This window comes from Mesorhizobium sp. M0621, from assembly GCF_040320745.1.
Taxonomy (GTDB): domain Bacteria; phylum Pseudomonadota; class Alphaproteobacteria; order Rhizobiales; family Rhizobiaceae; genus Mesorhizobium.
The window spans coordinates 98008-118892 of the sequence record NZ_JAMYQF010000001.1; the positions used below are offsets into that span (position 1 = coordinate 98008).

At 63.2% G+C, this 20885-nt stretch carries 18 protein-coding genes and 1 riboswitch; of the genes, 13 read left to right on the forward strand and 5 right to left on the reverse strand.

Features of this window, described 5'->3' with window-relative positions:
* Positions 1-251 precede the first annotated feature (251 nt).
* The 7 genes from glmM to NKI38_RS00580 all read left to right on the forward strand — a co-directional run bounded on the left by glmM (position 252) and on the right by NKI38_RS00580 (position 7443).
* Entirely contained in the window at positions 252-1604 is a 1353-nt protein-coding gene (glmM, locus tag NKI38_RS00550; protein ID WP_352636223.1) for a phosphoglucosamine mutase, read from the forward strand.
* Positions 1605-1882: 278 nt separating this feature from the next.
* Positions 1883-2719 (forward strand): outer membrane protein, encoded by an 837-nt coding sequence (locus tag NKI38_RS00555; RefSeq protein WP_352636224.1) that lies wholly within the window; start codon positions 1883-1885, stop codon positions 2717-2719.
* Between the two features lie 208 nt (positions 2720-2927).
* Positions 2928-3701, forward strand: a complete 774-nt coding sequence (locus NKI38_RS00560; RefSeq protein WP_352653920.1) for an outer membrane protein — start codon at positions 2928-2930, stop codon at positions 3699-3701.
* Positions 3702-3901: 200 nt separating this feature from the next.
* The gene (locus NKI38_RS00565; protein WP_352653922.1) at positions 3902-5077 is read left to right on the forward strand and encodes a phosphoserine transaminase; all 1176 of its coding nucleotides are present in this window, start codon (positions 3902-3904) and stop codon (positions 5075-5077) included.
* Positions 5078-5253: 176 nt separating this feature from the next.
* On the forward strand, positions 5254-6852 hold the full coding sequence (gene serA / locus NKI38_RS00570) for a phosphoglycerate dehydrogenase (protein ID WP_352653925.1): 1599 nt from the start codon (positions 5254-5256) through the stop codon (positions 6850-6852).
* Positions 6853-6947: 95 nt separating this feature from the next.
* The gene (locus NKI38_RS00575; RefSeq protein ID WP_352653927.1) at positions 6948-7175 is read left to right on the forward strand and encodes a DUF1902 domain-containing protein; all 228 of its coding nucleotides are present in this window, start codon (positions 6948-6950) and stop codon (positions 7173-7175) included.
* Positions 7176-7248: 73 nt separating this feature from the next.
* Positions 7249-7443 (forward strand): type II toxin-antitoxin system HicA family toxin, encoded by a 195-nt coding sequence (locus NKI38_RS00580; RefSeq protein WP_224700558.1) that lies wholly within the window; start codon positions 7249-7251, stop codon positions 7441-7443.
* Here NKI38_RS00580 and NKI38_RS00585 read toward each other — a convergent pair whose 3' ends face one another.
* A complete protein-coding gene (locus tag NKI38_RS00585) occupies positions 7444-8334 on the reverse strand; it encodes a DMT family transporter (RefSeq protein ID WP_352653929.1) in 891 nt (296 codons plus the stop codon).
* 207 nt (positions 8335-8541) lie between these two features.
* Here NKI38_RS00585 and NKI38_RS00590 point away from each other — a divergent pair, with 207 nt between their 5' ends.
* Both NKI38_RS00590 and NKI38_RS00595 read left to right on the forward strand, forming a co-directional pair.
* On the forward strand, positions 8542-9840 hold the full coding sequence (locus NKI38_RS00590) for an adenylosuccinate synthase (protein ID WP_352632854.1): 1299 nt from the start codon (positions 8542-8544) through the stop codon (positions 9838-9840).
* A 74-nt stretch (positions 9841-9914) separates the two neighbouring features.
* A complete protein-coding gene (locus NKI38_RS00595; protein WP_352653931.1) occupies positions 9915-11567 on the forward strand; it encodes a hypothetical protein in 1653 nt (550 codons plus the stop codon).
* A gap of 66 nt (positions 11568-11633) precedes the next feature.
* Here NKI38_RS00595 and NKI38_RS00600 read toward each other — a convergent pair whose 3' ends face one another.
* Genes NKI38_RS00600 through NKI38_RS00610 form a run of 3 tightly spaced genes read right to left on the reverse strand, consistent with a single transcriptional unit; the run spans position 11634 to position 14398 of the window.
* Entirely contained in the window at positions 11634-11876 is a 243-nt protein-coding gene (locus NKI38_RS00600) for a type II toxin-antitoxin system CcdA family antitoxin (protein WP_352653933.1), read from the reverse strand.
* Between the two features lie 55 nt (positions 11877-11931).
* Positions 11932-13752: an ABC-F family ATP-binding cassette domain-containing protein gene (locus NKI38_RS00605; RefSeq protein ID WP_352653935.1), complete on the reverse strand. Its 1821-nt coding sequence runs from the start codon at positions 13750-13752 to the stop codon at positions 11932-11934.
* A 1-nt stretch (position 13753) separates the two neighbouring features.
* Positions 13754-14398 (reverse strand): thiamine diphosphokinase, encoded by a 645-nt coding sequence (locus NKI38_RS00610; RefSeq protein ID WP_352653937.1) that lies wholly within the window; start codon positions 14396-14398, stop codon positions 13754-13756.
* Positions 14399-14485: 87 nt separating this feature from the next.
* Positions 14486-14599, forward strand: a riboswitch (TPP riboswitch).
* Between the two features lie 43 nt (positions 14600-14642).
* Between NKI38_RS00610 and thiB the strand changes: the two genes are divergently transcribed.
* The 4 genes from thiB (at position 14643) to NKI38_RS00630 (ending at position 19895) form a co-directional block, all read left to right on the forward strand.
* Positions 14643-15641 (forward strand): thiamine ABC transporter substrate binding subunit, encoded by a 999-nt coding sequence (gene thiB / locus NKI38_RS00615; RefSeq protein WP_352653939.1) that lies wholly within the window; start codon positions 14643-14645, stop codon positions 15639-15641.
* A 129-nt stretch (positions 15642-15770) separates the two neighbouring features.
* The gene (gene thiP, locus NKI38_RS00620; RefSeq protein ID WP_352653941.1) at positions 15771-17390 is read left to right on the forward strand and encodes a thiamine/thiamine pyrophosphate ABC transporter permease; all 1620 of its coding nucleotides are present in this window, start codon (positions 15771-15773) and stop codon (positions 17388-17390) included.
* Positions 17383-18165 (forward strand): thiamine ABC transporter ATP-binding protein, encoded by a 783-nt coding sequence (thiQ, locus tag NKI38_RS00625; protein ID WP_352653943.1) that lies wholly within the window; start codon positions 17383-17385, stop codon positions 18163-18165. Before thiP ends, thiQ begins: the two co-directional genes overlap by 8 nt.
* A gap of 260 nt (positions 18166-18425) precedes the next feature.
* A complete protein-coding gene (locus tag NKI38_RS00630) occupies positions 18426-19895 on the forward strand; it encodes a M48 family metalloprotease (RefSeq protein WP_352653945.1) in 1470 nt (489 codons plus the stop codon).
* A gap of 40 nt (positions 19896-19935) precedes the next feature.
* On the opposite strand, the gene NKI38_RS00635 is transcribed toward NKI38_RS00630, so the two are convergent.
* The gene (locus NKI38_RS00635; protein WP_352632846.1) at positions 19936-20799 is read right to left on the reverse strand and encodes an RNA polymerase factor sigma-32; all 864 of its coding nucleotides are present in this window, start codon (positions 20797-20799) and stop codon (positions 19936-19938) included.
* Positions 20800-20885: the final 86 nt, after the last annotated feature.

The following is a 20885-nucleotide window of genomic DNA, read 5'->3' on the forward strand; positions in this document are numbered from 1 at the left end:
AGGTGATGAAATCGTTGCCAGTTGCCGGCCTCAGAGCAAGATTTTCCAGGTGCATCTGCGCTGAAAGGCTCGCATGACTGGTATATTGCAGCATGGCAGTCTCAGGCTGTTGGGTTGCAGTCATGTTGTGTGCAGTGCACAACAATGATTTTCTAAGGATTGGTAACATATAATCACACAATGTGATCATAGCGCCCTGGCCAATTGTGGCATGACGTGCCGGGGAAGAAACGTTGAGGAAACGGGCTAGCATGGCAGGGAATTATTTCGGCACGGACGGCATTCGCGGGCGCGCCAACAAGTTTCCGATGACCGCGGAAATCGCGATGCGGGTCGGCATGGCCGCCGGCCTCTCCTTCCAACGCGGCAGTCACCGTCATCGTGTCGTGCTCGGCAAGGACACCAGGCTTTCCGGCTATATGATCGAGAATGCCATGGTCGCCGGTCTTTGTGCCGCGGGCATGGACGTGTTCCTGCTCGGCCCGATCCCGACTCCGGCGGTCGCCATGCTGGTGCGTTCGCTGCGCGCCGATATCGGCGTCATGATCTCGGCTTCGCACAATCCTTACTACGACAACGGCATCAAGCTGTTCGGACCCGACGGCTACAAGCTCTCCGACGAGATCGAGGAGCGCATCGAGAGCATGCTCGACAAGGATATCGAACTGGCGCTCGCCGATTCCGACGGGCTTGGCCGCGCCAAGCGCGTCGACGGCGTGCATGACCGCTACATCGAATTCGCCAAGCGCACCTTGCCGCGCTCGATGTCGCTCTCCGGCTTGAGGATCGTCGTCGATTGCGCCAATGGCGCGGCCTACAAGGTGGCGCCCGAGGCGCTGTGGGAACTGGGCGCCGAAGTCGTCGCCATCAATGTCGAGCCCAACGGCTTCAACATCAACAAGGAATGCGGCTCGACCCATCCCGCCGGTCTGCAGAAGAAGGTGCACGAAGTGCGCGCCGACATCGGCATCGCGCTTGACGGCGATGCCGACCGCGTCGTCATTGTCGATGAAAACGGGGCGATCGTCGATGGCGACCAGATCATGGCGCTGATCGCCGAATCCTGGCACCAGAGCGGGCGGCTTGCCGGCGGCGGCGTCGTTTCGACGGTCATGTCCAATCTCGGCCTCGAGCGCTTCCTCGGCGACATGAAGCTGCAACTGCATCGCACCAAGGTCGGCGACCGGTATGTCGTCGAGCATATGCGCGCGCATGGGCTCAATGTCGGCGGCGAACAATCCGGCCATATCGTGCTGTCTGACTTTTCGACCACCGGCGACGGCCTCGTTTCGGCTCTGCAGGTTCTGGCCTGCATCAAGCGGCAGGGGCGGCCGGTCAGCGAACTGTCGAAGAAGTTCGAACCCGTGCCGCAACTCCTGAAGAACGTCCATATTTCCGGCGGCAAGCCGCTCGAGGAAGCACCCGTCAAGGCAGCCATCGAGGACGCCCGTAACCGCCTCGGCAAGGCCGGGCGGCTGGTTATCCGACCGTCCGGCACGGAGCCGCTGATCCGCGTCATGGCCGAGGGCGACGACCCGCAATTGGTCGAGTCCGTCGTCAACGGTATCGTTGAGGTCATCTCGGAAACGCGCAGCGCCGCCTAATCCTGGCGCGCCCGCAAGGGCGTCGCCTAGCGCCCGCAAGGGCGTTGCGCCGCAGCACTCCACCAACTCAAAGCCCGCCCTTCCGGCGGACTTTTTCGTTGGCCCGGAGGTCGCTTCGGGGTCTCCCGAAAACCGAGCCCCGATTCCTCGAAGTTTCGAGATTCGTGGTTAAGCAACAGGGTTAAACGCCTTTTAACCTTTGCAATTCATTATCCATGACTGAAAGCCAATTGCATTCGGACACGATGGCCGTTCCGAACTTCTCAGGGGTGACAAGCATGTTCAATACAGCAAGAAAGGTCCTGCTCGCCTTACTGTTCGCAGGCCTGGCAGGACCGCTGTTCGCAGCCGATCTGGCGGAACCAGTGGTCGAAGAGGCTCCGCCTCCGGCCGTCTACGAGCAGCCGGTCGAAGTCGGCGGCTGGTATATCCGCGGCGACATCGACTATCACAAGTCGACTGTGCGCGGCATCGACTATATGACCTACACCGTCGATCCCTGTAATTGTACGGTCACGCCCGGCACCAGAAGTTTCGATTTCGGCAAGCTCAAAGGTGGCTTCTCGCTCGGTGCCGGCGTCGGCTACAAGGTCAACGATTACTTCCGTACCGATCTGACCGCCGACTACTGGTTCAAGTCGAACTTCAACGGCGGCACCTCGGATATCAACGGAACATCGACCGAAGTGTCGAAGATGAGCGCCTTGCTGCTGCTTGCCAATGCCTATGCCGATCTCGGCACCTATCATGGCATCACGCCTTATGTCGGCGCCGGCATCGGCGGTGCGCGCGTCAAGTGGGATACTGTCTACGACCCGAACACCACCGAGACCAACCCGGGAGCGTCCAACTGGCGCTTCGCCTATGCCCTGATGGCCGGCGCGTCCTACTGCCTGACCGACAAGATCATCCTCGATGCCGGTTACCGCTTCAGCCATATCCAGGGCGGCCGCATGTTCGAATGGGATGTGAGCAGCGCCGGTCCCGGCTTCGACCGCGGCATCAACACACACGAGGTGCGCGGTGGCCTGCGTTACCAGTTCGGCGGCAACAACGGTTGCGCCGCGCCGGTCGTGGCCTACCAGCCCGAACCCGAGCCGATCTACACCAAGTAACACCAGCATTACCTGAAATTCTCGCGAACCGCCCGGCATCAGCCGGGCGGTTTTCGTTTGGACCCCATGTAATGAAAGCTCCTCGGAAATGAATTCGCTAACGCTCTGTTAGCCTTAACCGGCACTTAACCACTATGGTTAACAATGCTCCCTGAAACGATGGCTGCCGTTGCTATGCTGGCGGCGCCAAATTCGGGAGTCGGGGACCATGAAAATCATTTCGCGTGTGGCGCTGGCGCTTGGCGCCTTAGCCCTCTTGCCGCTGACGCCCGTGCACGCCGCCGACTACGATCCGCCGATCTATGTCGACCAGGCGCCCGACTATGTGCCGGTCGAGGTCGGTTCCGGCTGGTATCTGCGCGGCGATGTCTCGTATCTGGCGCAGAAGAGCTTCAAGAACGACAATTTCGCCTTTACGCCGGCAAGCTTCAGCGACAAGGAAGACCCCATCTTTGCCAGCATCGGCTTCGGCTATCATTTCAACGATTATCTGCGCGCCGACCTCAATCTGGGCTATCTGCCAGGCAACAAGATCGGCGTCGGCTATGACGATTCGGCGATCGTAATAGCGCCGGACACGGCGACCGTGGCATCATCGTCCCTGAAGAACTACGCCTTCTCGGGCATGCTCAATGGCTATGTCGACCTTGGCACCTATGTCGGGATCACGCCTTATCTCGGCGCCGGTGTCGGTGTCGTCCGCAGCAAGCGCAGCCTCTCGGCGAGCTACTTCACCGACAACAGCGATCCCAGTGATGATTTCGTACTGAATGACAGCAAGACCCGGTACTCCCTAGCCTATACGCTGAATGCGGGCCTTGCCTATCAGGTGTCGAAGAATGTCTCAGTCGATCTGGGCTATCAGTACTTCTCCGCGCCCGACGCCGAATATGTGACGGCCGAAAGCCTGACCTCCTTTCCTGTCCACAAGGGGATCAGCAACCATCAGGTCAAGCTCGGGCTGCGCTACGATCTCTGGTAGGCGCCGCGAGCACAAGGATCAGGACGGCGGATCTTCGGGTCCGCCGTTTGCGTTTGAGGTCACGACATCCTGATCACAGATTGCCGGTATCCTGACCGCGACAAAAACTTTCCTCTTGACGCCCGAAGTCTGAACGCATATCGCCGTCCGTGGGCCACCCCTCCCCAACGAGGGGCCACTATCTGGAAGGATAGACCACGATGACGACGCATACGAAGCCCGGACCCCGTCCGGCAAACCCCAATTTTTCCTCAGGTCCCTGCGCAAAACGCCCCGGCTGGTCGGTCGAGGCGCTGAAAGCTGCTGCGCTCGGCCGTTCCCACCGCGCCAAGATCGGCAAGGCCAAGCTCGAACAGGCGATCGAGCTGACGCGGGAAATTCTCCAGGTCCCGGCGGACTACCGCATCGGCATCGTGCCGGCGTCGGACACCGGCGCTGTCGAGATGGCGCTGTGGTCGCTGCTCGGCGAGCGCGGCGTCGACATGGTCGCCTGGGAGAGCTTTGGCTCCGGCTGGGTCACCGACGTGGTCAAGCAATTGAAGCTCGCCGATATGCGCAAGATCGAAGCCGGCTACGGCGAACTGCCCGACCTCACAAAGATCGATTTCGACCGCGATGTGGTCTTCACCTGGAATGGCACCACGTCCGGCGTGCGCGTGCCGAATGGCGATTTCATTCCCGCGGACCGCAAGGGCCTGACCATCTGCGACGCGACTTCGGCCGCCTTCGCGCAGAGGCTCGATTTCGAAAAACTCGATGTCGTCACCTTCTCCTGGCAGAAGGTGCTGGGCGGCGAGGGCGCGCACGGCATGCTGATCCTCAGCCCGCGCGCCGTCGAGCGGCTGGAGGCCTACAAGCCTTCATGGCCGCTGCCGAAAATCTTTCGCCTGACCTCGGGCGGCAAGCTGATCGAAGGCATCTTCAAGGGCGAGACCATCAACACCCCCTCGATGCTGTGCGTGGAGGACTATCTCGATGCGCTCAACTGGGCGAAGTCGATAGGCGGCCTCGATGCGCTGATCGCCAGGGCGGATGCCAATGCGGCCGTCCTCGACCGCTTTGTCGGCAAGTCCTCATGGCTCGGTCATCTCGTCGTCGAGCCGGCGACGCGGTCGAACACGTCCGTGTGTCTTTCCTTCACCGATCCGGATGTGTCCGCGCTCGATGCCGAGGGGCAAGCGGCTTTCGCCAAGGGACTGGTGTCGGTGCTCGACAAGGAAGGTGTCGCCTACGACATCGGCGCTTATCGCGACGCACCGCCCGGCCTGCGCATCTGGTGCGGCGCGACGGTCGAGACATCAGATCTGGAAGCGTTGCTGCCCTGGCTCGACTGGGCCTTCGCCGCGCAGAAGGCGTCGCTCAAAGCGGCGGCCTGATCCCTCCCCCTTGAGGGGAGGGTGGCCCGAAGGGCCGGGTGGGGTCCTCTCTCCGCCCAGCTCCACGTTACCAACATCAGCAGATTAGGCCGCGTCCGGCCGTACCGACCCACCCCGGCGCTTCGCGCCGACCCTCCCCTCAAGGGGGAGGGACGCCAATCGCAAAGGACCAAGCCATGCCCCGCGTTCTCGTCTCGGATAAACTTTCCATCACCGCCGTACAGATCTTCAGGGATCGCGGCATCGAGGTCGACTATCTGCCCGATCTCGGCAAGGACAAGGAAAAGCTGCTCGAAGTGATCGGCCAGTATGATGGCCTCGCCATCCGCTCGGCGACCAAGGTCACGGAAAAGCTGATCAACGCCGCCACAAAACTCAAAGTCGTCGGCCGCGCCGGCATCGGCGTCGACAATGTCGACATTCCGGCGGCGAGCCGCAAGGGCATCATCGTGATGAACACGCCCTTCGGCAATTCGATCACGACGGCCGAACATGCGGTGGCGATGATCTTCGCGCTTGCCCGCCAAATCCCGGAAGCCAACGCTTCTACCCATGCCGGCAAATGGGAAAAGAACCGCTTCATGGGCGTCGAGATCACCGGCAAGACGCTGGGCGTCATCGGCTGCGGCAACATCGGCTCGATCGTCGCCACGCGCGGCGTCGGGCTGAAGATGCATGTCATCGCCTTCGACCCGTTTCTGTCGGACAGCCGTGCCGAGGAGCTCGGTGTCGAGAAGGTCGAGCTTGACGAGCTTTTTGCCCGCGCCGATTTCATCACGCTGCACACGCCGCTGACCGACAAGACGCGCAACATCATCGACGCGGCCGCGATCGCCAAGATGAAGACCGGCGTGCGCATCATCAACTGCGCGCGGGGCGGGCTGATCGTCGAGGCCGACCTCATCTCGGCGCTGAAGAGTGGCAAGGTGGCGGGCGCCGGCATTGACGTGTTCGAGGTCGAACCGGCCGAGAACAATGAGCTGTTCGGCATGGAGAATGTCGTGGCGACGCCGCATCTCGGCGCCTCGACGGCGGAAGCGCAAGAGAATGTCGCGCTGCATGTGGCCGAGCAGATGGCGGACTACCTGATCAAGGGCGCCGTTTCCAATGCCATCAACATGCCGTCGATTACCGCCGAGGAAGCACCGCGGCTGAAGCCCTTCGTCAAGCTCGCCGAAGTGCTCGGCGCCTTTGTCGGCCAGGTCACCGAGGATCCGATCAAGGAGGTCGAGATCTTGTTCGACGGCTCGACCGCGTCGATGAACACGCGCGCGCTGATCAGTGCTACCCTCGCCGGGCTGATCCGGCCACAGGTCTCCGACGTCAACATGGTGTCGGCGCCGATCATGGTGAAGGAGAGAGGCATCATCGTTGCCGAGGTCAAGCGCGACAAGTCCGGCGTGTTCGACGGCTACATCAAGCTGACGGTGAAGACCGAGCATATGACGCGCTCAATCGCCGGCACCTGCTTCTCGGATGGCAAACCGCGCTTCATCCAGATCAAGGGCATCAATCTCGATGCCGAGGTCGGCCAGCACATGCTCTACACGACCAATGCCGACGCGCCGGGCATCATCGGCCTGCTCGGCACCGTCTGCGGCGAGAACGGTGTCAACATCGCCAACTTCCAGCTCGGCCGCAACCGGCCGGGCGGCGATGCGATTGCGCTGCTCTATCTCGATGCGCCGTTCCCGGAGGCCGTGCTGGAAAAGATCAAGGCGCACAAGTCGATCGATTCGGCCAAGCGGCTGCAGTTCGACGTCAACGCGATGTAACCCGGGGCTTGCTGTGAAAGATCGAAAGGCGCGGCCTGGTCCGCGCCTTTCGTTTTTGATGCCTTGATGTATTATCTGGCTGCGGAGACACGAAGATGAAACTTGTTGTTGATGTCCGTTGGGACAACGAGGCGTCGGTCTGGTACGCGATTTCGCGAGGCAAGACCGGACTGGCGACCGAAAGCGAATCTCTCGACGATTTGCGTCAGCGGATATTGGCGGTACTACCGGATTTGCTCGACTTAGAGGATGCCGTGAAGCTCGACGTTGAACTTGTGGTTCACGACATTTCAACCGCGTCAAACCCACTCGCAGCGGAATAATCTCCGCAATAAGTCTACACCTCTGAAATCCGCTTAGAATGCGCTCAAGATTTTTTGAGGTCAGTGGGCGAGAATGCAGAATTTTGCCAAGCCACTAAAGAAATTGCTCACAGAGGCGGGTTGGAGATTGTTGCGGCAAGGCAAGGGCGACCATGAGGTTTGGTACAATCCTGAGACCCAACAACGCGTGACATTGGTTACGTTTTTGAAGTCCCGACATCTCGCCAATGACATTTTGAAGGATGCTGGCCTGCCAAAAGCCTTTTGATTATTTTGCTGCCTTGCGTCCGCTGTATTCGGCAAGCCCGATGCCGCCCAGCACGAGCACAAGCGCCAGCGCCTGGTAGAGCTGGAACGTCTCGCCGACGATCAGCACCGACAGCAGCGTGCCGAAGATCGGCACCAGATTGATGAACAGGCCGGCGCGGTTGGCGCCGATCAGTTCGTTGCCCCTGATGTAGAAGATCTGCGAGATGACCGAGGCGCCGATCGCGGTATAGACGATGACCGCCCACCCGCGCGCGTCGGGGACGATGACCTTGCCGGCAGCGAACTCCCACAGGAAGAAGGGCAGCGAGGTGACGAGGGCTGCAACCGACAGGGCCAGCATCAGGCTCTGCCAATGCATTACCGGTTTCAGCCGCAGCCCGACCGAATAGCCGCTGTAGAGAAACACGGCGACCAGCATGATGGCGTCGCCGAAATTGAGCTCCAGGGTCAACAGCCGGCGCGGGTCGCCGTGGCAGGCGGTCAGGATCACGCCGGCGATGGTCAGCACCACGCCGACAATCTGCGCCCAGTTCACGCGCAGGCGGAAGAAGACGAAATTGGCAACGATGATCAGGATCGGCATCGCCGCCTGTTCGATCGAGACGTTGATTGCAGTGGTGTAGTTGAGCGCCGTGTAGAAGATGGTGTTGAACAGAGTGAAACCGCTGGCGCCGAGGGCCGCGAGGATGAGCCAGTGCTTGCGCACCACCGGCCAGTCCTTGCGTATCGTCTTCCAGCCTATCGGCAGCATGATCGCCACGGCCAGCACCCAGCGCAGGAAGACGAGCGTCATCGGTGAGACGTGATCGACCGCCAGCTTGCCGGCCACCGAGTTGCCGCCCCACAGCAAGGTGGTGAGCAGCAGGAATATGTAGGCACTTCGATGCATCGCGGGATTCCGACCGCTGGGCCGCGGTGTTTGTCGGCCTATTGCCCCCGTGCGCCCAAGTAAATGATGTCAAAGCCGAAAATTGTTGTGCCTCAGGGCATTTTCGGCGGCAAAGAAAGGTCGCGCTCGCGAGGTGTTGACGTTATAGAGGCCTGTCGTTTCGAACCATATTCAAGCCGCTTGGCGGCGTCTCAAGGGAAAAGAAACATGGCCAATGTGGTGGTCGTCGGCTCGCAGTGGGGCGATGAAGGCAAGGGCAAGATCGTCGACTGGCTGTCGGAGCGCGCCGATGTCGTGGTGCGTTTCCAGGGCGGCCACAATGCCGGCCACACGCTGGTCGTCGACGGCAAGGTCTACAAATTGTCGTTGCTTCCGTCGGGCGTCGTGCGCCAGGGCAAACTGTCCATCATCGGCAACGGCGTCGTTTTCGACCCGCATGCTTTCGTCGCCGAAGTGGCGAAACTCAAGGCGCAAGGTGTCGAAGTGGCGCCGGATCGCCTGAAAATAGCCGAAAACACAGCGCTTATCCTGTCCCTGCATCGGGAACTGGACGGATTCCGCGAGGACGCCGCTTCCAACTCCGGAACGAAGATTGGCACGACCCGTCGCGGCATCGGCCCCGCCTACGAGGACAAGGTGGGCCGGCGCGCGGTCAGGGTGATGGATTTGGCGGATTTGGAAACGCTTCCCTTGAAGGTCGACAGGCTGCTGACGCACCACAATGCGTTGCGCCGCGGGCTTGGCCATGCGGAAGTCACGCATGATGCGATCATGCATGAGCTGACTTCGGTTGCGCACGAGATCCTGCCCTATATGGACCGCGTCTGGAAGATTCTCGACGACAAGCGCCGGGCCGGCGAGCGCATCCTGTTCGAGGGCGCGCAAGGCACACTGCTCGATATCGACCATGGCACCTATCCGTTCGTCACCTCGTCGAACACGGTCGCTGGGCAGGCTGCTGCCGGCTCCGGCGTCGGCCCGGGCGCCATCGGTTATGTGCTCGGCATCACCAAGGCCTATACGACGCGCGTCGGCGAAGGTCCGTTCCCGACCGAGCAGAAGAACGAGATCGGCGAATTCCTCGGCACGCGCGGCCATGAATTCGGCGTCGTCACCGGTCGCAAGCGTCGCTGCGGCTGGTTCGACGCGGTGCTGGTGCGTCAGGCCGTCGCCGTCAACGGCATCAAGGGCATCGCGCTGACCAAGCTCGACGTGCTCGACGGGCTGGACGAGATCAAGGTCTGCACCGGCTATCGTCTCGATGGCGAGATGATCGACTATCTGCCGGCCAGCCAGGGCGCGCAGGCGCGCGTCGAACCGGTCTACGAGACGCTGGAGGGCTGGAAAGGCACCACCGCCGGCGCGCGCAGCTGGAACGATCTGCCGGCCCAGGCGGTCAAATATGTCCGTTACATCGAGGAGCTGATCGGCGCCCCGGTCGCACTCCTTTCCACCAGCCCGGAACGGGACGACACGATACTTGTGACCGATCCGTTTCAAGATTAGTTTCTCAGCCTTTCCGGGCATCGCGGCTGATTTGCGGGGGCCGGCGCGGAAACAAAATACAGGTCGACTAAAGCATGGCAGATTTCGTTGCTATTCTGAAAAAGGCGCTCGACAAACACGGCGACGAGACGCCGGAGAAGCGTACGCGCATCTATGCCAGCGTTCGTACCATGCTGGCGAAGAAGCTTGAGGACTATTCACCGCCGCTGGCCACCGAAGCCATAACCACGCAGAAGCGTTCGCTGGAAGACGCCATCGTAAGTGTCGAGCGCGACTATGCCCAGAGCGTGCCGGAGACCGACCCTCTCGCGGAACTGGAACACATCTTTTCCTCGATCGATCGCAACAAGAACCAGCCGAGCCACACACGGCAACCGGCGAAGGCGGAATCGGCCTGGCCGGCACCGCCCGCGGCCAAGCCCGAACCTTATCAACCCGCCCCAACACCTGCCGCCAAGGTCGAGCCAAGCTGGCAAAGGTCGACGCCGGTGCCTTCCCAGCCGGCTCGCGCCGACACGCCTCTTGCAGGGATGGACGCCGACGAGGCGGACGACGGTGTCGATGTCTTTTCCAGCAACGAAGAGCCGGTGTCGGACACTTTCCAGCGCCTGCGCCCGGCGGAGCGCAAGCGCAGCTATGGCGGGCTGATCGCCGCCGTCGTCGCGCTTCTGGTCATCGCTGGTGGCGGCTACGGCATCTGGCTGAACAAGGATGCCTTCGGCAAGATGCTCGGGCTCGACGGCACCAAAGTCGCGACAAAGACCGAACCCGTGAAGCCGGCACCTGCCAAGCCGGCAACCGATGCCGCGGCGCCGCCGCCGGCGCCCGCAGCTGGCGGCACGGAAGCCGAAAGCACGAAATTCACCCAGCGGCTGACGCCGCAAGGCAGTGAAGTCGACCCCGGCCCGGCCGGCGGACAAAGCGGCATCGGCGAAGGCGAATCGGTCGCCGCGCTGACTACGCCGCCCTCGGCGACCAGCGCGCCGCCGATTTCCGCACCGGCCGCCGGCACGCCTACCGTGGCTCCGCCTCCGGCGACAGGCGCCGCACCTGCGACGCCGCCTGCCAACGGAGCTGCCCCGGCAGCGCCGACCGATACCGCCGCCACTCCGCCAGCACCGGCGGGTGCTGCGCCGGCGGCACCGGCAGCCGCGCCCGCGGCAACCGCGCTGCCGGTCGGCCAGAAGGCGATCTTCTATGAGGAGCGTACCAGCACCGCCCAGGGTTCGGCGGAGCCGGGCAACATCGTCTGGTCCCTGGTGCAGGAATCGCCCGGTGGCGACCTGCCGCCGGAGCCGGCGATCCGCGCCGAGGCGACCATTCCCGGCAAGGACATCCAGTTGCGCATGACCATCCGCCGCAACACCGACCAGACGCTGCCGGCCAGCCATATCATCGAAATGATCTTCCTGACGCCGGACGGCTTTGAAGGCGGCGGCGTCGACAACATTCTGCGCGTCGCCATGAAGGGTTCGGAACAGGATGCCGGCAGCCCGCTGATCGGTATTCCGGCCAAGATCGCCGACGGCTTCTTCCTCGTCGCGCTCAACGACACCAAGGCCGACGAAGACGCCAACATGACCTTGCTGCGCGGTCAGGATTGGATCGACGTGCCGGTCGTCTACAAGACCGGGCGGCGGGCATTGCTGACCATGGAAAAAGGCATTCCCGGCGAGAAGGTGTTCGACGAGGCGATCAAGGCCTGGCAGGCGAAGACGGCGGGCTGAGACGGGCGCTGGCTGCGGTGCGCTCAGAAGCTCATCAGCAGGCTGGACGGGGATCGTAGAGCAGCATCAAAACAGCCGGTGTTTGGCCAATGGCAGCCCGTTGCGCCTGACATACTCATTGGAGCTTTGAATAGCTTCCTTGTTTTCTTCTTGCCATAGACGCGTCTCTTCCGCAGCAATGGCTTTTGCGATCCCCGCCCCTGCGGCGCCGGAGAGGTTGACGTCCAACGTCTTGGCGTCTTCGATCAACTGTGAGCTGGTGGATATGCTTACTGATCTTCGCTGAGGTTTCGGCTTTGGCTGAAGCATTGAGTTCGCCTCCTTTTATGCGTCCAATACATATGCCTAAAACTTGCACACACCACTACCCTTCCATTTCTTCGCGCAGCATCTCCAGTTCCAGCCATTCCTCCTCCAGTGCTGCCAGCGTCGCGCGCTCCTTGTCGAGCGCGGCGATCGTCTTCTGGAACGAGGCTGGGTCGCGTTCGTAATAGGCCGGATCGGCGATGTTGTTCTCGAGCCTGGAGATCGACGCCATCACAGCTTCGATTTTCTTGGGTAGCGATTCCAGTGCGAATTTCTGCTTGAACGACAGTTTTTTCGCTGGACCTTTTGGCGCTGTGGCCTCGCTCTTGCCCGGTGCGGGCGCTTCGCCGTTTTCGGCCTTCGCTCGCGCCTTGCGGTCGTCGAGCCTGGTGCCGCCGCGTTGCGCCAGCATGTCGGAATAACCGCCCGCATATTCGATCCAGCGGCCGTCACCATCCGGCGCGATCAGGCTGGTCACGGTGCGGTCGAGGAAATCGCGGTCGTGGCTGACCAGGATGACCGTGCCGGCGAACCCTGCGACCAGTTCCTGCAGCAATTCCAGCGTCTCCATGTCGAGATCATTGGTCGGCTCATCGAGCACCAGAAGGTTTGCCGGCCGCGCCAGCACGCGCGCCAGCAGCAAGCGCGCCCGCTCGCCGCCGGACAGCTCGCGCACCGGCGTGCGTGCCTGTTCCGGCTTGAACAGGAAATCCTTCATGTAGGAGACGACATGGCGCTGCTCGCCATTGATGACGAGATTTTCGCCGCGTCCGTCGGTAAGATATTGCGCCAGCGTCTCCTGAGGATCGACCGCCTCGCGCTTCTGGTCGAGCGTGGCGATCTCCAGATTGGTGCCGAGCCGCACCGAACCGGCGTCGGGCTTCATCTCGCCGGTCAGCATCTTCAGCAGCGTCGTCTTGCCGGCGCCGTTCGGCCCGACCAGGCCAACCCGATCGCCGCGCTGGATGCGGGTCGAAAATCCTTTGACCACGGTGAGATCGCCGAAGCTTTTCTCGATGTTTTTCGCCTCGATCACCAGCTTGCCGGATTCGGCGGCGTCGCTCGCCACCATGGTGGCCGACCCTTCGGCGCCGCGATGGCCGCGAAAACGCTGGCGCATGGTCTGCAGCTCGCCGAGACGACGCATGTTGCGCTTGCGCCGCGCCGTCACGCCATAGCGCAGCCAGTGCTCTTCGCGCACGATCTGGCGGCCAAGCTTGTGCTGCTCGCGCTCTTCGTCTTCCAGCACCAGGTCACGCCATTCCTCGAAATGGCCAAAGCCCTTGTCCAGCGTGCGGGTCTGGCCGCGATCGAGCCAGACGGTGGCGCGCGATACGCGCTCGAGGAAGCGGCGGTCGTGCGAGATGACGATCAGCGCCGACGAGGTGCGGATGAGTTCTTCTTCCAGCCATTCGATCACCGAGAGGTCGAGATGGTTGGTCGGCTCATCGAGCAGGAGGATGTCGGGTTCGGGCGCCATGACACGGGCAAGGGCCGCGCGCCTCGCCTCGCCGCCGGACAGATCGTTCGGCCGCTCCTCGCCCGAGAGGCCGAGATGCTCCATCAGATAGCTGGCGCGGTAGGGATCGTCGGCGGGGCCTAGTCCGGCCTCGACATAGGCGCGGACACTGGCAAAACCCTCCATGTCGGGCATCTGCGGCAGATAGCGGACGGTCGCCGAAGGCTGGCGGAACACCTCGCCGTCCTGCGGCTCGATCAGGCCGGCGGCGATCTTCAGCAGCGTCGACTTGCCCGACCCATTGCGGCCGACCAGCGCGATCTTGTCGCCGGCGGAAGCCGTCAAGGCGGCGCCATCGAGCAGCGGCGTGCCGCCGAAGGTCAGTTTTATCCCGTCGAGGTTGAGAAGAGGCGGCGCCATGTCAGCTTTCAGGTAAGGGATAGGGATGAGCGAGCAGCATCGCGCGGCCGTGGCCGAGCTCGATTTCGAGGCGACCCTTGACCTCGTTGGAAATGGTCAGCGACGAGCCGAACGCCACCTTGACGCGGTTCAGCGGCCATTTGGCGCCAGTTACGGTCAAGCCGGCGAGCTCGGAAAAACCGAGCACCGAAAACAGCGTGCCGTCGGCGTAGTCGAAGCCAGCCTTGCCGTGGAGCAGGGGAACGCCCTCCTGCGCGCCGCTGGTCAAAAGCACATCAGTGCCGGCCTCGGCCAGCCGCAGGGCAAGCGCCAGATGCAGGAAAGCGTGGTCGGCGCGCTTGCCGCCGAAGGCGCCGGCGAGCACCAGGCTGGTCGCGCCGAGTTCCAGTGCGGCGGCGATGGCCAGTTCGCCATCAGTCTGGTCCTTTTCCGCCGGAAAGGTCCGGCGCGGCACGGCAGCGAGATCGTCCGGCAGATTGGCCGGCACCGAATCGAAATCACCCACCCACAGTTCCGGGACAAGGCTGAGCAGCCGCGCATGGCCGATGCCGGCGTCGGCGGCGATGACGCGGGAGCCCTCGACCTGGCGGTCGAGCCGTGGCGTGCGGATGAGATCGCCGCCAAGCAGGATGGTGAATGTGCTCATATCGTGTGGCCCTTACCAGCCCGGCACGGGAAACGGAAGGCGGCAAACTCCCACTTGCGTGGGGGATCGGCCGGGCCTATGTGTCGAAACGCTCTAACGGGGTGCCGGACGCGATCTTCGCGGACGGCTGAGAGGCAGTCTCGCCAACCCGCTGAACCTGATCCGGTTTGTACCGGCGGAGGGATTAGACGTTTCGGACAGTCCGACGCCTCAATTCCTTTCAATTCGAACAAAGGAGGCGCCGATGCGCACGCTTTTATACGCTCTTGTCTCAGCCATGACCGTGGTCTTGTCCGGGCCGGTCTTGGCCAAGGACAAGCTCACCGTCTACACCTATGAAAGCTTCACCGCCGACTGGGGTCCGGGTCCCGTGGTGAAGAAGGAATTCGAGGCCGAATGCGGCTGCGATGTCGAGTTCGTCTCGGTCGCCGATGGCGTCGCGCTGCTCAACCGCGTCAAGCTGGAAGGCGCATCGACCAAGGCCGATATCGTGCTCGGCCTCGACACCAATCTCACCGCGGATGCCAAGGCGTCAGGCCTGTTCGCACCGCATGGCGCGGTGACGGATGTCACTGTGCCGGGCGGCTGGAGCGACGACACTTTCGTGCCGTTCGACTATGGTTATTTCGCTGTCGTCTACGACACCGAGAAGCTGAAGACGCCGCCGAAGAGCCTGAAAGAACTGGTCGAAGGCAGCGCCGACGACAAGATCGTCATCCAGGATCCGCGCACCTCGACGCCGGGCCTCGGCCTGCTGTTGTGGGTGAAGTCGGTCTATGGCGACAAGGCGCCGGAAGCCTGGGCCAAGCTCAAGGCCAAGGTGCTGACCGTGACGCCGGGCTGGAGTGAGGCCTACGGCCTGTTCACCAAGGGCGAGGCGCCGATGGTGCTCTCCTACACGACGTCGCCGGCCTACCACATGGTTGCGGAGAAGACAGAGCGCTATCAGGCGGCGTCCTTTGAGGAGGGCGAGTATCTGCAGATCGAGGTCGCCGGCATAACCACGACTGGGGCGAAAAACCCGCTGGCGGAGAAGTTCATGGCCTTCATGACCGGACCGAAGTTCCAGGATGCCATCCCCGAGACCAACTGGATGTTCCCAGCCGGGAAGACCGACAAGCCGCTCAACCCGGCCTTCGACAAACTGGTCAAGCCGACCAAGACCTTGCTGTTCAGCCCCGAGGAAGTCGCCGCCAACCGCAAGGCCTGGGTGGATGAATGGCTGGCGGTGATGAGCAAGTAATTTGGTCCAATGATCGAAAGATGAGTGCTCTACGGCGCCCCCCTCTGTCCTGCCGGACATCTCCCCCACAAGGAGGGGGGCGCGAAGGAACGCGGCCTTCGCTAAGAACCTCAAGTCAGGTGGTCCACCGTGCAACGCGCGTCTGACCCCCGCATCACCGCTGGCACCCTCGCGCTCGCTGCAATAGCCCTGCTGATCGGCGGCGCGTTTGCCGGCCTGCTTTTCGAAGGCGCCCACGATCTTTCGGGCGCCTGGGCAGCCTTCGATCCCTATCTGCTTCGCGTCATTCGCTTCACGCTCTGGCAGGCGGTGCTGTCGACGCTGCTTTCGGTCGGGCCGGCGCTGCTCGTGGCGCGGGCGCTGTCGCGGCATCCGCGCTTCTTCGGCCGCAGCTTCATCCTGCAGCTGTTCGCCGTCCCGCTAGCGCTGCCGGCCATCGTCGCGGCCCTCGGCATCCTGGCGCTTTATGGCCGCGCCGGCTATTTCGCCGACGTGCTCACGGTGATCGGCGGCGGAAGCTGGCCGGGCATCTATGGCCTATCCGGCATTCTCGTCGCCCATGTGTTCTTCAACCTGCCGCTGGCGACGAGGCTGTTCCTCGAGGCGCTGCAGACCATTCCATCCGACCAATGGCGTCTGGCGAGCCAACTCGGCATGGCGGCACGGCCGGCGTTCCGGCTGATCGAATGGCCAACGCTGCGTGCGGCATTGCCGGGTGTCGCCGGGCTTGTCTTCATGCTCTGCATCACATCCTTCACGATCGTGCTGACGCTCGGCGGCGGGCCGGCCGCGACGACACTGGAGGTCGGCATCTACCAGGCGCTGCGTTTCGATTTCGATCCCGCGCGGGCGGTGACGCTGACGCTGCTGCAGATCGCCTTGACCTTTATCATGGTGCTGGCACTGACGCGGCTGGGCGCCAATGTGGTCGGCGACACCAACCTGCCGATCGCGCAGCGCCGCTATCTCTCGGTCAACGGAAGCGAGACCTGGCTGAACGCCATGCTCATCGTCCTGGCGCTGCTGTTCGTCGTCGGGCCGATGGCGGCGACGGTGACGGCCGGGTTGGGTGCCGATCTCGGCCGGCTGGCCGGTGAGGCCACTGTCCGACAGGCGACGCTGACCAGTGCGGTGCTCGCCTTCCTGTCTGCACTGCTCTCGGTGGTACTGTCGCTGGCGCTGACCGTGGCGCGCCGGGCGCTGGCGCTGAACCGCCGGGCCGGGCCTCGGACAATGCTCGAACATGCCACGGATACAGGCGCCGGCTTTGTCCTCGTCGTGCCGCCGATCGTCGTCGGCGCCGGCTGGTTCCTGTTGCTGCGCCATGTCGGCGATGTCTTCGCCATCGCCCCGGTCATGGTCGTCACCGTCAATGCGGTGATGGCGATGCCGTTCGCCCTGCGCGCCGTCCGTCCCGCCTACGATGCGGCCAGCGAGCGTCACGAACGGCTCTGCGCACAGCTCGGCATTGCGGGCTGGAACCGGTTGATGCTGGTCGACTGGCCGTCGCTGCGGCGGCCGCTCGCCACGGCCTTCGCTTTCGCCATGGCGCTGTCGCTCGGCGATCTCGGTGTCATTGCCTTGTTCGGCAGTGATTCCGTGCAGACATTGCCCTACCTTCTCCTGGCGCGGATGGGCAGCTACCGCACCCAGGACGCCGCCGGCCTGGCACTACTGCTAGGCCTCGTCTGCCTCGCTCTGATCGTGACGGCGCACTGGTTGGGAAGGGAGAAGGTCCGTGATGCGTGACGGGGCGGCCAGCAAGCTTGAGAAGGGCGCGCCGGTGCGGCTGGACAAGGTGTCGTTCAGCTACGGCGAGGCGCCGCTCGTCTTCGACGTCGAGTTTGCCACGGCGAAAATCACCGCCATCATGGGCCCGAGCGGTTCGGGCAAGTCGACGCTGCTCAATCTGGTCGCCGGCTTCGAGACGCCACAGTCGGGCCGCGTGCTGATCGGCGGCGTCGACGTCAGCGCCGAGCCGGCCTCGGTGCGGCCGGTGTCGATGGTGTTCCAGGAGAACAATCTCTTCGCGCATCTCTCCGTCGAGCAGAATGTCGGGCTCGGCCGCTCGCCATCCTTGCGGCTGACCGAGGCGGACCGCGCCGCGATCGCCGAGGCGCTTGCGCGCACCGGTCTTGGGGGCAAGGAAAAGCGCCTGCCGCGAGAACTTTCCGGCGGGGAACGCCAGCGCGTCGCCCTGGCCCGCGTTCTGGTGCGCGATCGGCCAGTGCTGCTGCTCGACGAACCCTTCGCGTCGCTCGGCCCCGCTCTGCGCGACGACATGCTGGATATGGTCGCCGCCGTTCATGCCGAGCGGGGCATGACGGTGCTGTTCGTCACCCACCAGCCGGAAGACGCCCGCCGTATCGGCGAGCACATGGTGTTTCTCGACGATGGGTTGGTCGCCGCAACGGGCAAGGCGGATGATTTCTTCACCGGGACTGGTCCGGAAGCATTCCGGCGCTATATCGGCGCGAGTGCCGGGGGTGCCGTATCACGAGATGTTGCCCGGAAGCGGACATAATTTACGGTCAAACCGGCTCCAGGCGATGCGGCGTTTGCTTGCCATGGCTGGAGGAGTGTGGCTAGGTCCGCCCTACTGGTCCGGCACAGGCCGTGATTTGCCTGCAGTATCCGCCGCCTGCCCCGAGGGACATGCAACGGATACTGCAGCAGTTTGAGATATAGCGCATGACACATTTCGAAGATCGCCCCCGATTTTCGTGATCATGCGCCGGGACCCGAAAGGAAGCCGTTCTGACGATCGGCGCTAACACATTACGAATGAAACCGCTGGCGCGCTTTCTTGCGCTGGCCGGCTTTGCCGTGGCGCTGGCGAGTTGCCAGATGTTCACGCCGCCGGCGGTTCAGGAATCCGGCTTCCAGCCTTCCGACAAGCCGATCACGGTCGACAATGTCGGCGCCAACAACAAACTCGCCGAACTGGCCAAGGCGCAGCATCCGCGCATCCTGGCGACCTATGGCGGCGAATATTCCGATCCCAAGCTCGAGCGCATGGTTGCCAAGGTGGTCGGCAATCTGACGGTGGTGTCCGCCAACCCGACGCAGACCTATCGCATCACCATCCTGAATTCGCCCAACGTCAACGCCTTCGCGCTGCCGGGCGGCTATCTCTACATCACCCGCGGCCTGCTGGCGCTGGCCAATGATTCGGCAGAGCTTGCCGCTGTCATCGCCCATGAAATGGGCCACGTCACCGCCAATCACGGCCTGCAGCGCCAGCAGCTGGAGGCCGAGGAGGGTTTGGCGACGAAGGTGGTTTCCGATGTGCTGGGCGACAGCCCGACCGCCAAGGCGGCGCTGATCCGCGGCAAGCTGAGGCTGGCGCAATTCTCGCGCAACCAAGAGCTGGAAGCGGATGCCATCGGCATCAAATCGATCGGCGAAGCCGGCTACGATCCTTTCGCCGCCGGCCGTTTCCTGCAGTCGATGTCGGCCTACACGGATTTTCGCTCGATCAGCGGCGCCACCGACGCCAGTCTCGACTTCCTGGCCACGCACCCCAATACGCCGCAGCGCATCGATCTGGCGCAGCGCCATGCCCGCCAGTTCGGCGCGCCGGGCGTCGGCACGCGCGACCGCGATTCCTTCCTCGCCGGCGTAGACGGCCTGCTCTATGGCGACACGCCCGAGGAAGGCTATGTGCGCGGCGAAACCTTCCTGCATCCGGGCCTCGGCCTCTCCTTCTCGGTGCCACAGGGCTTCATCATCGACAATTCGGCGGCCGCGGTGACGGCAACCGGCCCCGGTGACATGGCGATCCGCTTCGACGGCGTCTCGATCGACAAGAACCGCGCGCTGACTGACTATATCCGTAGCGGCTGGGTGGCCGGTCTCGACGACAGCAGCGTCAAGCAGGAGACGATCAACGGCAACGAGGCGGCGACCGCGCATGCCGGCGCCGAAGGCTGGCAGTTCGACATTGCCGTGATCCGTGCCGGTGGCCAGGTCTACAGGCTGCTGACCGCGGCACCTTCGGCCAGCACTACGCTGGACGCGGTCGCGCGTTCGGTCAGCGGATCGTTCCGTATTTTGAGTGCTGCCGAAAAGGCGGCTCTGAAGCCGCTGCATATCCGCGTCGTCACCGTCCAGCCGGGGCAAACGATGGGTTCGCTTTCTGCTCAGATGGTTGGCGTCGACCGTAAGCTCGACCTGTTCCGCGTGCTCAACGCGCTGTCGCCGGGTGCCGCGGTTTCGGCCGGCGACAAGGTCAAGATCGTCACCGACAAATAAGAGCCTGCCGCGAAGTCATTCGCCGGATGTCTGTGGCGGGTCAGGCGGCGGTCGCCATGAACTCCGGGTTCTGCTTTACCAACGCGACCTTGAGCTTTTCCATGGCGCGGGCCTCGATCTGGCGGACACGTTCCTTGGAAATGCCGAGCGTCTCGCCGAGCGCTTCGAGCGTCGCGCCCTCGTCGTTTAGCCGGCGTTCCTCGATGATCCGCAGTTCCCGTGCGTTGAGCGCGCGAAGCGCCTCTCTCAGCCAGAGAGAGCGGCGGGCGACATCGATCTTGTCGCCGACGATCTCGTCGGGCAATGGATCATCCGAGACTAGGAAATCCATGCGCTCGGTCGAACCCGCATCGTCGGCTACCGGCATGTTGAGTGAGGAGTCAGGTGCCGACAGCCGCGAATCCATCATCGCCACATCGGCTTCGGAGACGCCGAGTGCCTCCGACACTTGGCGATAGAGCGTTGCGTTGGACAGCGGCTCGGCGCCATTCGCCAGCCGCGCGCGCAGGCGTCGCAGGTTGAAAAACAGAGCCTTCTGCGCCGAACTGGTGCCGCCGCGCACGATCGACCAGTTGCGCAGTATGTAGTCCTGCATCGAGGCGCGGATCCACCACGTCGCATAGGTCGAAAACCGCACCTCGCGCTCCGGCTCGAAACGAGCAGCGGCTTCAAGCAGGCCGACATGGCCCTCCTGGACCAGATCGCCGAGCGGCAGGCCGTAGTGGCGGAATTTGGAGGCCATGGAAATGACCAGCCGCATATGGGCGACGGTGATGCTGTGCAATGCGTTCTGGTCATTGTCCTCTTTCCAGAGCAATGCCAGCCGATGTTCCTCGTCACGTTCGAGGTAGGGAGCCCTCATTGCCGCGCGGACCATGACCCGTCCTGCCGTGTCTTCCATCATGAGGCGCTCCCTGGCTCAGGCGATGCGGATGACCTTGCAAACTTGGCTGGCGCCCAGGTTGAAATGGCGGCGTCGTGCCCTAGAAC